The sequence below is a fragment of the Cytophagia bacterium CHB2 genome (assembly GCA_030263535.1).
Classification (GTDB): Bacteria; Zhuqueibacterota; Zhuqueibacteria; order Zhuqueibacterales; family Zhuqueibacteraceae; genus Coneutiohabitans.
The window spans coordinates 1-13,705 of sequence record SZPB01000161.1; the positions used below are offsets into that span (position 1 = coordinate 1).

The window sequence follows — 13,705 nt, forward strand, 5'->3', positions numbered from 1 at the left end:
CGTTCGAGCAAACATGTCTTGGGATTTTTATGGATACTGGCGAGCTTGCTCGCTGCCCTGCAAACGGCTGTTGCAGCCGACGATAAAAATGCCGCGGCAACCACGGTTGCCGTTATTCGCATCAACGGCGCGATCAATCCCTTGACGGCGGAATACATTACCGATGCCATCAACGACGCGGTTAACGAAAAACGCGAATGCCTGATTATTGAGTTGGATACGCCCGGCGGTTTGATGGAATCCACTCGCTTGATCACGAAAGCGATGCTTGCGAGTGAAGTGCCGGTCGTGGTATATGTCTCTCCCACCGGCGCGCGCGCGGCTTCCGCGGGTGTTTTCATTACCTATGCCTCACACATCGCCGCGATGGCGCCTACCAGCAACATCGGCGCGGCGCATCCTGTTGGCCTCGGCGGCGAAGGCGGCAAAACGGATTCCAGCAACACCATGATCGAGAAAGTCACGAACGATGCCGTGGCGCAAGTCAAGGTCATTGCCGAAAAACGCGGCCGCAATGCCCAATGGGCGGAAGATGCCGTGCGCAAAAGCGTTTCCATCACGGCAAAAGAAGCTCTAGCGTTGAACGTCATCGATTTGATCGCGCCCGACCTCGACAGTCTGCTGGTACTGATCAACGATCGCGAAGTCGAATTGATAAATCGCAAGCATACCTTGAAAACCGCCGGCGCAACCCTCGTCATCAAGGAAATGAACTGGCGTCACAAACTGCTCGACCGCATATCGGATCCCAACATTGCTTACATTTTTATGTTGCTCGGCATCTACGGCCTTTTTTTCGAATTGTCGAATCCGGGCGCAGTATTGCCGGGAGTGCTGGGCGGTATTTTTTTGATTCTCGGGTTGTATGCGCTGCAAACGTTGCCGGTGAATTGGGCCGGCGTGCTATTGATCCTGTTCGGCGTCTTACTATTCATCCTGGAGGTGAAAGTGACGAGTTACGGCGCGCTGACCATCGGCGGCATCGTCGCGATGTTTCTCGGCTCTCTTATGCTCTTTAAAGAGCCCCAAACCGATTTCGAACCGGTGGCGAAACTCTCGCTGCAAGTCATTCTGGCGGCAACACTCTCGACTGCTCTCTTTTTTATTATTGCCATCGGCATGGTGGTGCGCTCGCAGCGCCGGCCAACGGTGACAGGCGCGGAAGGTATGATCGGTGAAATCGGGGAAGCCTTAACGCCCATCGCGCCCAACGGTAAAGTGAGAGTTCACGGTGAAATTTGGTGGGCAAAAAGCGCCGCGCCGATTGCTGCAGGAGAAAAAGTGAAAGTCGTTTTAGTCGAGGGTTTGCAGATCACCGTCGAAAAGGTGTAAGGCAGTCGTTGCGCAAACAATTTCAGGCACAAAGACAGGTTGACCGTGTCTGGTGCCGCAAAACGTTTTAACTCAAAAACTGGAACAGGTAAGGAGGAGACATGATGGGCTTGCCGATTTGGATGATATTTTTGATCGTGTTCGGCATCATGATTCTGGCCATGGCGATTCAAGTGGTGCGCGAATATGAACGCTTGGTGGTTTTTCGTTTGGGTAAGCATGTCGGCGCGCGGGGTCCGGGGTTGGTTCTGATTATTCCGTTTGTCGAACGGTTTGTCAAAGTCAGCACCCGTCTGATCGCCATGGATGTGCCGCCGCAAGATGTAATCACGCGCGATAACGTTTCGATCAAAGTCAATGCCGTGCTTTATTTTCGCGTGATCGATCCCAATCGCGCCGTATTGGATGTCGAGGATTTCTTGTTTGCGACCTCACAGATTGCACAAACAACGTTGCGCAGCGTGCTCGGCCAGGCCGAGCTTGATGAGTTGCTCGCCCAGCGGGAAAGAATTAATGACAAATTGCAGAACATCATTGACACGCACACGGATCCGTGGGGCATCAAGGTCGGCTTGGTGGAGGTGAAACATGTCGATCTGCCGCCGGAGATGCAACGCGCCATGGCGCGCCAGGCCGAGGCCGAACGTGAGCGCCGCGCCAAGGTCATCCACGCCGAAGGCGAACTGCAAGCTTCGGAAAAACTTGCTGAGGCTGCGCGTGTGATGAGCCAAGACCCGATCTCGGTGCAATTGCGTTACTTGCAAACTCTGACCGAAATCGCTTCCGAGCACAACTCCACAACCATCTTCCCGTTGCCGATCGATTTGATCAAGATCTTCTTGGACAGCAAGGACCAGAAGAAGGTTTGAGCAAGCACTTCCGAGGGAGATTTCTCATGCCGGAGTCTTTTTAAGCAACACGATTTTGCCCTGAAGAGGTCAAGACAAAAACGTTCTGATCTCTTCAGGATTGGCTGTCTCATCTGATCAAACAAAGTTTATAAATAAACGTTGCCGCCGGGAGGCAGATGAGATTATTCCAAACGCGTCGCGACGAAGAATATCTAAAAACGCTGCGTGAGCGTCTCACGATTGTCGGCCCGATGGGGCTTCTGGCAAGAGCCGTCAAGGTTTCGCGGACGGTTGAAGCGGACGGCAAGAAATTCTCGCATTGCTGCCGCATTGATTTCATGGGATTGGCAGCCAGCAACCTGTTGGATGCCGGGAGCGAGTATGTTTCATCCAGCGTCGCGGATTGTCTCGAGGACATCTTCAAAAATGCCGAAATCTTGAATGATAAAGGCTGCTTTGTGAAGATGCGTTTTTTGTTTTGTTATCCCTACTCTGCTTACGCCGTTTCCCGCATCCAGGCGGAATCCACACGCAATCGCTCCTCCATCGATGAACCCCGCTATCTCCGAGATTTTAATCTGGTCGAACAGGTCAATCAGACCACTTTTTTTTCAATCAGCCCTCGTGCGCAATCAAACCAACGGCCTCGAACAAATACAGATCTGGGTGGATAAGTACGGTTGGACGCCGGGCGCCGTGAACAAAATCATTGTGCGCTTTACGCCGATGAGCCCCGATCTCTGCATGCTAATCATCAACGACACGATTTTCTGTGACGCTTATTTGAATGCCAAAAAAAGCCGCCTGGCCAAAAGGGCTGCCATCGTAGCGCCCTTAATGCAAATCGAGAGCCAGGAAAATCGCGATGCATTCGAAGGCATCGAGGATCATTTTCGTTATCTCTGGGATCACGACACCACGCTCGACTGCGAAGACGCAACATACTACCAGGCCGGAGTACCCAATAGCCTCATGCAGATCCGGCCTCCACAACAAATCGACTTTTCCAAAAAGGTGGCGCGCTTGTTGCGCCGCAACAAGCAAATCACAGAACACGATCTCAATCATTGGCGCTTCGTGGTGACGCGCTTATTCGATCGTTTCTGCCTCGACCCTGTTCCCACACCCAGTTCGGAATCGCTGTTTATCGCATGCAGTTGGGAAAAAAGCAAGGATCAGCGCTATATCCCAAACCGCTCGGCTCGCCAAATGTTCGAATACCTTGATCAGGATTTCGGACTCGGCCTGGAGAAACCGCTGATCTCCGTCAATATTATGGAAGCCGCCTCCGGTGATTTCTTGACCCGCCAGCTCTACGCCCGGTTGCAGCAGTCAACTCTGGCAATCATCCTGCTGACGATGGACATTGCCAGCTTGAGTGGCGAGCGCTTCACCAAACCCAACGTCTATCACGAGCTGGGCTATTTGATGCGACATCTCGATTCCCAACGATTGCTTGTGCTGTGCGAGGAGGGTGTTCACGTGCCTTCGAATATTCATGATCTCGTGCGCGTCGATTTCCCCAAGGATAAACTGGCCCTGTGTTACAAGGATGTGCTGGATTGGCTCAAGCGCGCCAATACCTTTGTACCGACGCCCGTCATTGAGCAGGCGTGCCGTCATCATCTCAAGCGGCTGGACCGCATGACGCAGGCGGAAGTATTGACGCAGGAAGAGGTGGATACGGCCAAGCAACGCCTCAAAGAAGATATGGAAAAGCTGAAGAAATCTTGATGCGAGATGAGGCAGGCGATCTGCGCCGCGCGCCTAGCGTCCACGCTGTGAGAATACCCTGTTCAAACTGCGTTTTCTTTCATCGCAATACTCACCACCGTAACATCATCGTGCAATGCTTCACTGCCGCCAAACTCGCGCACGGAATTTATCACGGTTTCACACAGGTCGTGCACGGGCAATGACAAATGTTGCAGCCAGCATGCGCGCAACCGTTCTTCCTCGAATTGCTCGCCGCTTTTATTCGCCGCTTCGATGATACCGTCGGTGTAGAGTAACAGCCTGTCATCGGCCTGCCACGCGAATTCCAACTCCTCGAAGGCCGTCTCCAACCGCAAACCCAAACCCAAACCCGGCGTACGCAAGACTTGCACGTGTTGCGCGACTGCGGCATAGTGAAAAACAGGCGGATGCCCGGCTGTTGCCAGTTTGATCAAACCTTCATTTTTATTGAGCAGTAGGCAGGCAAACGTCACAAACACGTTTTTTTCTGAGAGATGATAAAGCGTCTTGTTCAAATTTTCGAGAACCTGGCGCGGGGAAAATTCATGTTCGATCTGACTGCGCAGCGCGCTTTTCGTCATGGCCGCCAAAATACCCGCGCCAATGCCGTGCCCGGCAACATCGCCAATCACCACCATCACCTCGTTTTGAGACAGAGGTATGATATCGAAATAGTCGCCACCGACTTCTGTCGCAGGCGCACTCAGGCCGGCAACTTCACACCATGTGGTTTGCATCGGCGAGGAGGGCAACAATGACTTTTGAATATTCTGTGCCAGGCTGATCTCAGCCTCCAGTCGTGCGCGTTTGTCGACCTCCTTTCCAAAAACATAAATAAACATGCCGTAACCGGCGGCAATGAAAAAAATGCCCAGCATGGTAATGCCGAAACGCTGATTCCTTTGTTTGCTCAACTGCGCTGGCGTCAATGTGACAGACTCTGTTTTTGCCGGCGCCTGGCCGCGCCATGCGCCTTCGATGGAAGCGGAGGCCACAATCAGCGCTGTAAAAAGGGCTATGATCAAGAGCAGGGGCAGAAATTTTTTGCCGAATAAAATGATGCTGGCCGCCATTCCCGCGCTTAACAAGGTGATATAGGTCAAACGCATCCAAACGAGTTCGTTCAACACCGGCTCCATCAGCGTTTGCAGCGGGCCAAACGTCGCAAAAATCAAAGCCACGGCCAGCGCCAGGCGGCGCAGCGCCGCAGGCGACATATAATTCCAAATTGGAGAAGTTTTGGTCAGCATTTTTTGCCTTTGTTTAAAATTGCGAGGAAAGCGAAACGCCGGACGCGCAATCGTAACATGTGAAAATGGCCAGCCAAAATCAAATTCGATTTTCCGGCCCCGGGATAAACTCTCGCTTGAATCTGTAGAAAATGCTTGCCTCTGTGTCTTGAATGGAGAATATTGCAGCGTTGCCCTACAAATCACTTTAACACAAAGATTCAGGAGAAGGCCGTGTACAAAACCCAAAGCTGGTTTGTTTGTTTTTTGTTGTTCGTTTCATTTCAAACTCTACTGAGCCAAACCTGGCAAACGTTTACCAACGTACCGACAATTTCACGCTACAACGATGTTTTCTTTGTGACACCCACGCGCGGCTGGATTGTCAACGGCTCCGGCCAGATTCATCGCACCACGAACGGCGGACTTTCGTGGCAGAAACAATTTGAGCAAGCCATTACGCATTTCCGTTCCATCGGTTTCATCGATTCGTTGCGCGGCTGGGCCGGAAATGTCGGGCCTGGAGAATTTGGCGCGACGGACACGACGACGCTATATCAAACCAGCGACGGCGGCCAAACCTGGACGCCGGTATCAACCTTTCAAGGTCCGAAGCCGCGCGGCCTGTGCGGCATGCACGTCGTGAATGATTCCGTTATTTGCGCTGTTGGCCGCGTGCGCGGCCCGGCTTTTTTCACCAAAACCACGGATCGCGGACGAACCTGGCACGCCAAAGACATGAGTGCATATGCCGCCGGCTTGATCGATGTTTATTTCTTTCATCCCGACACTGGCATTGCCGTCGGCTTGACCAATGTTAATCATAACAGCTCAAGGGGAGTGGTGTTATACACAACCGACGGCGGCGAAACCTGGGAGAAACGTTTGGCCACGGCGCGCACCGGCGAATGGTGCTGGAAAGTTTCGTTTCCCTCTCGCCGGGTCGGTTATGCCTCGTTGCAACGCAACAGTGAAACGCCGATTTATTTTTTGAAAACGATGGACGGCGGCGTAACCTGGCAAGAGAAGCTGTTTTCGAACAGTTATTATTTTGTGCAAGGCATCGGCTTTGTCGATGAACAAAACGGCTGGATTGGGGGCAACAATTCCAATCCCACTTACAAAACCACGAATGGCGGAGAGACCTGGCAATCCGCCGGTTTTGGTGGACGCGTGAATCGCATTCGCTTTTTGGGAGACACACTCGGTTATGCGGTAGGCAATACGGTTTACAAATACACGGCAACATCAACGAATGTGACGCAGCGCAATCATGAGAGGCCTTCAAATTTTTTACTCGATCAAAATTATCCCAATCCATTCAACCCGAGCACAACGATCCGCTTTACGCTGTTGCAGCCGGCCCGGGTGAGTATTGTGATTCACGACGTAAACGGCCGCGAGGTGGAACACCTGCTGGATCAACCTCGCGCCGCCGGCGAACACACGATTACCTGGGATGCCATTGATCGCGAAGGCAATGCGGCGCCCTCCGGCGTTTATTGGTACACGATTCGCACCGAGCATTTCACTAACACCAAAAAAATGGTTCTCGTTCGTTAGAAAACGAAATTCAAAGGCTTTTTCCGGTTCAAACGGCGAATGAAGCAACGCGAATAAACGCGAATTCAAAAAATCAGTTCATGTTCACGATTATTCGGGGTTTTCGAGCAAGAGAATCTTCGTGTCGTGATATTTCCAAATCAGCAATTCGGAGCACATTCTTGCCGGGTCTTTTTAATCAAAATCTGCGGGAACGCCTGACGCGCGGCATTGATTACTTCAATCGCGAATATTTTTTTGAAGCTCATGACGAGATTGAAGAATTGTGGATGGACGCCCGCAATGCGGTCGAACGCAATTTGTTTCACGGGCTGGTCAATCTGGCAACCGGCTTTTATCATTTTCGCATGCACAACTTTGCCGGCATGCAAAGCCAGCTCAAGAAGGGCGTCGATAAACTGTCGCAATTGCCCGGCCGCTGTTATGGCGTCGAAGTCGAAAAACTGTTGCAACGTGTGCGGTTGTATATCCGCACGCCAGCGCAGCCAGCGGTTTTTCCCGAACCGCTGCCGCAGATCGAATTTCATCCTGAGGAAATTCCCGAACATTTTTCGTGATGTAGTGGCAACCCTTGGGCAGGCAAAATGTCTTTTGATCAACTTGTAGCGGGCGGTTAACCTTAAACGTGAGCAAGCCATTCCGTGTTGGCCATCGCATAAAACTCAAAGAGCCGAGCGCAGCTTTCATCAACCGCGAAGGAATGCCGAACCAGCGCCTTCATTCGCCGATTTAACGTGGGGGCGTTCTGCTCGTCTTCCGCATAAAATAGAATCTTGTCTCTCATCTCTCTCCTGATAATTCTTCTTTTAACCAAGAATACTGCTTCCAATTCAGACTTTTCTTTCGTAATATCAGGGTCATTTTTCGAAAAAATTACTTTTCCATTTGGTGAACAGGAGTATAGATTAGTTTATGACAAAAAACAGCATTCGAAATATCGCGATCATTGCCCATGTCGACCATGGCAAAACCACGCTGGTCGACGGTATGCTCAAGCAGAGCGGCACATTCCGGGAAAATCAAGTGACCGGTGAGCGCATTATGGATAGCATGGATCTTGAGCGTGAACGGGGCATCACCATCATGGCAAAGAATACCGCCATCTGGTATAAGAATGTCAAAATAAACATCGTCGATACGCCGGGCCACGCCGACTTTGGCGGTGAGGTCGAACGCGCACTGAGCATGGTCGATGGCGCGCTGTTGCTGGTTGACGCCAGCGAAGGCCCGCTGCCGCAAACGCGTTTCGTATTAAAGAAGGCTCTCGCGGCCCAGCTTCCCATCATTGTTGTGATCAATAAAATCGATCGCAGCGATGCGCGCATCCAAGACGTGACCAACGAGATTTATGATCTCTTCATCGATCTCGATGCGCATGAAGGCCAGCTCGAGTTTCCCATTATCTACACCAACGCCAAGAAAGCCGAAGCGCATCGCCTGCTTGGCGATGGCTCGACGAACCTGATTCCGTTGTTCGAAGCCATCATTAACGCGATTCCTGCCCCGCAAGCAGACGACACGGCGCTGCCGCAATTTCTCGTGACCAATCTCGCGTATGACGATTATGTCGGTCAACTGGCGATCGGACGCCTGAAACACGGCATTTTGGAGATGGGCAAGAACTATACGCTCTGCGGCGAAGATGACGAATTCCGCATCGTCAAGTTCTCTGCTTTGTATTCGTTCAAGGGATTGCAGCGCGTTCCGGTTGAAGCCGTCGAAGCGGGCGACATCATCGTCGTTGCCGGCGTTGAAGACGTTCACATTGGCGACACGATTACTGACGCGGAGAATCCCCGGCCATTGCCGCGCATCAACGTCGATGAGCCAACGGTCGCGATGATTTTTTCGGTAAACAACAGTCCGTTTGCCGGTCGCGAAGGACGCTATCTCACCTCGCGCCATTTGCGCGAGCGTCTGGAAAAAGAAGTGTTGAACAACGTCGCATTGCGCGTGCGGCCCACGGATCGCGCCGATGCTTTCGAAGTCTGCGGCCGCGGCGAATTGCAACTCGCGATTTTAATTGAAACCATGCGCCGCGAAGGTTTCGAGCTGATGGCCTCCAAGCCGCGCGTGATCACGCATGTGAAAGACGGGCAAATTCAAGAGCCGATGGAACATCTCTACCTCGACATTCCGGAGGAGTTCATCGGCATCGTCACGGAAAAACTCTCCCTGCGCAAAGGCCGCATGACCAACATGATCAATCACGGCAGCGGCCGCGTGAACTTGGAATTTCGCATGCCCTCGCGCGGGCTTATCGGTTATCGCAACGAATTTCTTACCGATACAAAGGGCACGGGCATTTTCAATACGCTGTTCGATGGTTACGCGCCCTGGCACGGCGCGATTCCGCAACGCAATAGCGGCGCGCTGGTGGCAGATCGCGCCGGTCGCGTGACGGCTTATGCCAGCTTTGGTTTGGAAGATCGTGGCGAATTTTTTGTGGCGCCCGGAACGGAAGTGTATGGCGGCATGATTGTAGGCGAGCGCAACCGCAACACCGATCTCGACGTGAACATCACCAAAGAGAAGAAACTCACCAACATGCGCAGCTCGACGTCGGATTCCACCGTTACGTTGCGGCCGCCTAAAATTTTGACGCTCGACCAGGCTATCGAGTTCATTGGCGAAGATGAGCTGGTGGAAATCACGCCGGAAAGCATTCGCCTGCGCAAGATGGAATTGGATGCCGACAAACGCGCCTCGCAACGCAAACGCGCCATGGAAGTAGAGGCGTAAATCGCTTCGGTAAGCGCCTCGTCTTACCAACAAACGACGGCTCAAAAGACCCACGCAACGTCGCGAAGGCGCGCGAACCACCTAAAAATTTCCTTTGCGAACTTCGCGGCTTTGCATGAATGCTTTGGCTTGGTAAACGCACAGAGGATAATGGATTTTTCACGGCAACAACAGGCCGCCACCAAATTCAGTCAATTTTTTCAAACGCCGGCCGCCGCCTTGCGAATTTTTTTGCAAACAGCTTGTGTGCTGTTTCCGTTGAGCTTTTTGCTCATGCTTGCCCAACCATCGCCCATTCCAAATTCCTGCACGCAATTGCTGCTGGTACTCACGCCCTCGTATTCTGCGACGGAAGGTTTTCTCTACAAATTTCAGCGAGAAAAACAGAACGCGCCGTGGCAACGCGTCGATGATAGAATTCCCATCGTCGTCGGCCGTTCAGGTTTGGGCTGGGGCAGCGGCTTGCATGCCAGTACGTCGCAGGGACACCCGATCAAGCAAGAGGGCGACGGTCGCAGCCCGGCTGGCGCTTTCGCGCTGAGCGCGGCGTTCGGTTTCCCTTCTGCCCGCGAGCTTGCACCTCTGCACTTTCCTTATCAACAAATCACACAAACGCTCGAATGCGTTGATGATCCTGCCTCGCAACATTACAATCACCTGATCGACCGAAAAAAAGCGGAAAACGCAGATTGGCAATCTTCTGAGAAAATGCACAACGTCCCGGTCGATTATCGTCTTGGCGTATTCGTCGATCATAATATTGCGCCGGCAAAACCGGGCGGCGGATCCTGTATTTTTTTGCATGTGTGGGGGAATCCTGTTGCGCCTACGGCCGGCTGCACGGCCATGGCAGAGGCCGAGATGCAAAAAATCATCACATGGCTGAGACACGAGGCCAAACCGATTTTGGTGCAACTGCCACAAGAGGAGTATGCCCGGCGGCAAGAAGCGTGGCAACTGCCCGGCGTCAAGTGAGCGCGATGCGTTGACGTTATTCCCGCCTTTAAGCTTCCTCCCATTTAAAAATTACTCTCTCTATGCCGTGCCCCATGACAACGAAAAGGGTTGCATTAAAAGTATTTCATGCTATTTTGAAGCTTGGTTGAAATAGCATGAATTAATTTCGCAGCAATTTTCCAGGAAGAGTTTGCATGAGGCGCATGACGATCCTGCTCGCGATGTCGGTGATGAGTATCTACGCATGCTCTTCGCAACAAACGCCCCCGGAACAGGCAACCGCACTCGCGACTGCGCCGTCATTAGCATCCTTGAAAAACTTTGTGGGAAAGTATCCCGCGGAAATCAAGCTATGGGAGATTCCGCCATTGCAAGGGCGTTTGCGGGCACTGCTTGGTGAACATTACCAGGAATTTCTCGTGAATATGCAGGTGACCGGGCCGCTGATCGCCGACGGCAATGTCGCTTATGTCACGGGCAATAAGCCGCACAGCGGCGGCTCGGAGGCCGCGATATTCCTGGCCGAGATCGAAAGCAACCGCATCCACGTCTGGTTGATAGTAAATGAAATCATGACAGAGTACCATGAACCGGGTCCCAGGATCAAATTGCCCCGCGAGGTTGAAACGATGGTTAATGAAATGCAGCCCATGAAAGGAGCCAATTAATGCGTCGTTTGAGTTGGCTTGTTGTTGCGTCACTCTGCGCCTGCGCTCCCGCCGGCAAAAATCATCCCCCTCATATTCCCCCACCAAAAGACAGAACCCCGCCGGCAAAAGCTGCAATCAGTGAAGATTACACCAAACTCTTGCTGGGCAGCGCCGTTTTGCTCGAAGCGGAAAAAGACGGTTTTCTCTCCGTGCTTGATGTAAAGTATTCTCCCTCCGGCAATTACTTCCTCGCGATTGCATGCGGTTATGAATGCAATGATAATATCGGTTTTCTCTTCAAATCCGACGGCAGCGCCAAGCAGAAGATTACAGCGCGCTGGGATTTCATTTTACAATCGCGCGTCGAATGGTCGGCGGACGGCAAATACCTTTATTATTATCGCATCAACTCGACCGGTGCGGATCCGCCTGCCGATGCGCCACCTTCAGGCTGGGTGCAGGTGGCGGCACAAAGCGGCGCAAAATCTGCGGCTACGACGCGTACTCTCAAAACGGCGGCAAACTACAGCATCTTCAACGTACAGCCCGATGACGTTTTGAACGTGCGAGCGGCGGCCGGGGCAACGGCGGCAATTGTTGGAACTCTCTCACCAACAGCGAAAGGCATACGCGTGACCGGCAGCGGTATCGCTCAAGGCGGCAACACGTGGGTGCCGATTAGGTATCAGAATCTTTCCGGGTGGGTCAATCAAAATTATTTATGTGAGGAATGAAAAGCAAAGCCGCGAGGCAACACGATCACTTGCAAAGTTGAATCACCTACGACATTTTTTTGATGGCCAACTCGAAATAGAAACCACTTATGGCGCAATCGTGAAACGACTTGTCAAATTGATCATACTGGTCGCAAGCGCCGGAATCTTCGCCTGGATCTTGCTACGACGCCTCGAATCTTCCACGGCCGGACAAGGTGTTCCCCATCATAACCAACAAGAAAATGCCAGCATTTCTCATGCAGGTTATTTCGGTTTTAGTGGAAACTTATATGCCATGATCGGCCTGCCGGCAGCAGCGCAAAAATTGGCGCCGGCGATTCCGGCTTCGTTGTTGAATGCGATGCACGAACCGGGTATACATCAGGTGGATTTGGTAACGCCGGACGGCCAGCGTTTTTTGTTTATCTCATTGCTGCCATTCAAAACCAAACGAGAAGCCTCGTTGCGCGGATATCATATGGGCCGCTGGCCGGACGAAAGCGAGAAAGGAACATCACTGCCGGAAGGATTCATCGAGGTGACGCCAGAGAATCAAACGATGCCGCTCTCGAAAAGTTTTAGGTTGCGCGATTTCTTGCCGCACGACCAAGCCGAGGTCTGGCCCAAATTCATTGTGTTGCGCATGAGTTTGCTCGACAAACTGGAATTGCTGGCGCAAGAACTGGATCAGCGCAAACTGCCTTCGCGGCTGCACATCATGTCCGGGTTTCGCACGCCGCAATACAACAGCCGGGAAGTTGGCCGCGGCCGGGCGGGCAACAGCCGGCACATTTATGGCGACGGCGCGGATGTCTTCGTCGATCACGATCGCAACAATCTTATGGACGATCTCAATGGCGACGGCGAAACCACACTCGATGATGCGCATTTCTTATTGGCTCTTGCGGATAATATCGAGAAGTATTATCCTGAGTTGGCCGGTGGCTTGTCAGCATACCCCGCGACAGCCGCACACGGCCCGTTCTTGCATATCGATGTCCGCGGCGTACGCGTCCGTTGGTGATATTTTGGCGATCAAAACTCAATTCGTGGCGGGTATGCGCAAGCGGTAGCCGCCAATTATACAATCATTCATCACTGAAGGAGATGCATATGGCAGGCAAGACGAGACGTACAACTCACCGCAGTGTTTCCGGGAAGAAGCTGTATGCTGTGCGCGATGCCAAAGGCCGGTTTGTTGACATCCAGACCTATGAGCGCGCACATCGCCAGGATCTCAAGCGCAAAAGCAAACAAGAAAAAAACAAGAAGAGCGGCAAGAAAAGCTAGGCGCTTCATCGCCTCCATTTCACTAGTTTTGAGGTGGAGGAGGCAGTTGACTTCTAAAACCGTTTAACCCATTTCTGAGCGCAGGTTTTCGCAGATGCCGGAAGGCAAGATGATTCGTTAAATTCCGGTGCGTCTGTGTTTATCTGCGCTCTTTTTTGAAATAGTGCAATCATGCGAATGCCCGTTGGAATCCATTTTTTCTTAGGCCTGTTCATTTATTGCTTTGTCGCAACTGCGGCGTTTACGCAAGAATCGCCGGCGCGCGTGAAAATCGGGCTGGCGTTGAGCGGCGGCGGCGCGAAAGGCTTCGCGCACATCGGCGTGCTGCAAGTGCTGGAAGAGATCGGCATGCCGGTCGATTATATCGCCGGCACGAGCATGGGCAGCATTATTGGCGGCCTTTACGCCATCGGATATGACGCCGATACTCTGGCAACGCTGGTGAAACGCGAAAATTGGGCGGCGCTATTCAACGATGCGGTTACCCGCCGCGATTTGCCGATGAAAGAGAAGCCGTGGGATGGCCGTTACATCGGCAGCTTTCCGATTCGCAAACGCAATGTGCAGCTTCCCACCGGTTTGATTGCGGGGCAAAGAATCATGCGGCTGCTGACGCGCTTGACGTGGGGCGTTCATTC

General features: G+C 52.5%; 12 protein-coding genes. 11 read left to right on the plus strand and 1 reads right to left on the minus strand.

The window, feature by feature from the left end; all coding sequences use genetic code 11:
• Positions 1-45: 45 nt before the first annotated feature.
• The 3 genes from FBQ85_15875 to FBQ85_15885 all read left to right on the plus strand — a co-directional run bounded on the left by FBQ85_15875 (position 46) and on the right by FBQ85_15885 (position 3,917).
• Positions 46-1,332, plus strand: coding sequence for a nodulation protein NfeD (locus FBQ85_15875; GenBank protein ID MDL1876627.1), 1,287 nt, complete (start codon positions 46-48; stop codon positions 1,330-1,332).
• Between the two features lie 101 nt (positions 1,333-1,433).
• Positions 1,434-2,201: a slipin family protein gene (locus tag FBQ85_15880; protein MDL1876628.1), complete on the plus strand. Its 768-nt coding sequence runs from the start codon at positions 1,434-1,436 to the stop codon at positions 2,199-2,201.
• A gap of 531 nt (positions 2,202-2,732) precedes the next feature.
• On the plus strand, positions 2,733-3,917 hold the full coding sequence (locus tag FBQ85_15885) for a hypothetical protein (GenBank protein ID MDL1876629.1): 1,185 nt from the start codon (positions 2,733-2,735) through the stop codon (positions 3,915-3,917).
• A 62-nt stretch (positions 3,918-3,979) separates the two neighbouring features.
• Here FBQ85_15885 and FBQ85_15890 read toward each other — a convergent pair whose 3' ends face one another.
• Positions 3,980-5,170, minus strand: coding sequence for a serine/threonine-protein phosphatase (locus tag FBQ85_15890; protein ID MDL1876630.1), 1,191 nt, complete (start codon positions 5,168-5,170; stop codon positions 3,980-3,982).
• A 213-nt stretch (positions 5,171-5,383) separates the two neighbouring features.
• Between FBQ85_15890 and FBQ85_15895 the strand changes: the two genes are divergently transcribed.
• The 8 genes from FBQ85_15895 to FBQ85_15930 form a co-directional block, all read left to right on the plus strand.
• On the plus strand, positions 5,384-6,712 hold the full coding sequence (locus FBQ85_15895; protein MDL1876631.1) for a T9SS type A sorting domain-containing protein: 1,329 nt from the start codon (positions 5,384-5,386) through the stop codon (positions 6,710-6,712).
• Positions 6,713-6,792: 80 nt separating this feature from the next.
• Positions 6,793-7,269: a DUF309 domain-containing protein gene (locus FBQ85_15900; GenBank protein MDL1876632.1), complete on the plus strand. Its 477-nt coding sequence runs from the start codon at positions 6,793-6,795 to the stop codon at positions 7,267-7,269.
• 355 nt (positions 7,270-7,624) lie between these two features.
• Entirely contained in the window at positions 7,625-9,454 is a 1,830-nt protein-coding gene (gene typA, locus FBQ85_15905) for a translational GTPase TypA (GenBank protein MDL1876633.1), read from the plus strand.
• Positions 9,455-9,604: 150 nt separating this feature from the next.
• Positions 9,605-10,429 (plus strand): hypothetical protein, encoded by an 825-nt coding sequence (locus tag FBQ85_15910; protein ID MDL1876634.1) that lies wholly within the window; start codon positions 9,605-9,607, stop codon positions 10,427-10,429.
• Positions 10,430-10,614: 185 nt separating this feature from the next.
• Positions 10,615-11,079: a hypothetical protein gene (locus tag FBQ85_15915; GenBank protein ID MDL1876635.1), complete on the plus strand. Its 465-nt coding sequence runs from the start codon at positions 10,615-10,617 to the stop codon at positions 11,077-11,079.
• Positions 11,079-11,795, plus strand: a complete 717-nt coding sequence (locus FBQ85_15920; GenBank protein MDL1876636.1) for a hypothetical protein — start codon at positions 11,079-11,081, stop codon at positions 11,793-11,795. Before FBQ85_15915 ends, FBQ85_15920 begins: the two co-directional genes overlap by 1 nt.
• Before the next feature lie 100 nt (positions 11,796-11,895).
• Positions 11,896-12,801, plus strand: coding sequence for a hypothetical protein (locus tag FBQ85_15925; GenBank protein ID MDL1876637.1), 906 nt, complete (start codon positions 11,896-11,898; stop codon positions 12,799-12,801).
• A 443-nt stretch (positions 12,802-13,244) separates the two neighbouring features.
• On the plus strand, positions 13,245-13,705 hold a 461-nt coding region (locus tag FBQ85_15930), incomplete at its 3' end, for a patatin (protein MDL1876638.1).

What these genes read in the sequence shown, in the direction of transcription:
- FBQ85_15880 (MDL1876628.1), top strand. Translation starts at nt 1,434, where the DNA reads ATGATGGGCTTGCCGATTTGGATGATATTTTTGATCGTGTTCGGCATC.
- FBQ85_15885 (MDL1876629.1), top strand. Translation starts at nt 2,733, where the DNA reads ATGAACCCCGCTATCTCCGAGATTTTAATCTGGTCGAACAGGTCAATC.
- FBQ85_15890 (MDL1876630.1), bottom strand. Translation starts at nt 5,170, where the DNA reads ATGCTGACCAAAACTTCTCCAATTTGGAATTATATGTCGCCTGCGGCG.
- FBQ85_15900 (MDL1876632.1), top strand. Translation starts at nt 6,793, where the DNA reads ATGTTCACGATTATTCGGGGTTTTCGAGCAAGAGAATCTTCGTGTCGT.
- typA (MDL1876633.1), top strand. Translation starts at nt 7,625, where the DNA reads ATGACAAAAAACAGCATTCGAAATATCGCGATCATTGCCCATGTCGAC.
- FBQ85_15910 (MDL1876634.1), top strand. Translation starts at nt 9,605, where the DNA reads ATGGATTTTTCACGGCAACAACAGGCCGCCACCAAATTCAGTCAATTT.
- FBQ85_15915 (MDL1876635.1), top strand. Translation starts at nt 10,615, where the DNA reads ATGACGATCCTGCTCGCGATGTCGGTGATGAGTATCTACGCATGCTCT.
- FBQ85_15920 (MDL1876636.1), top strand. Translation starts at nt 11,079, where the DNA reads ATGCGTCGTTTGAGTTGGCTTGTTGTTGCGTCACTCTGCGCCTGCGCT.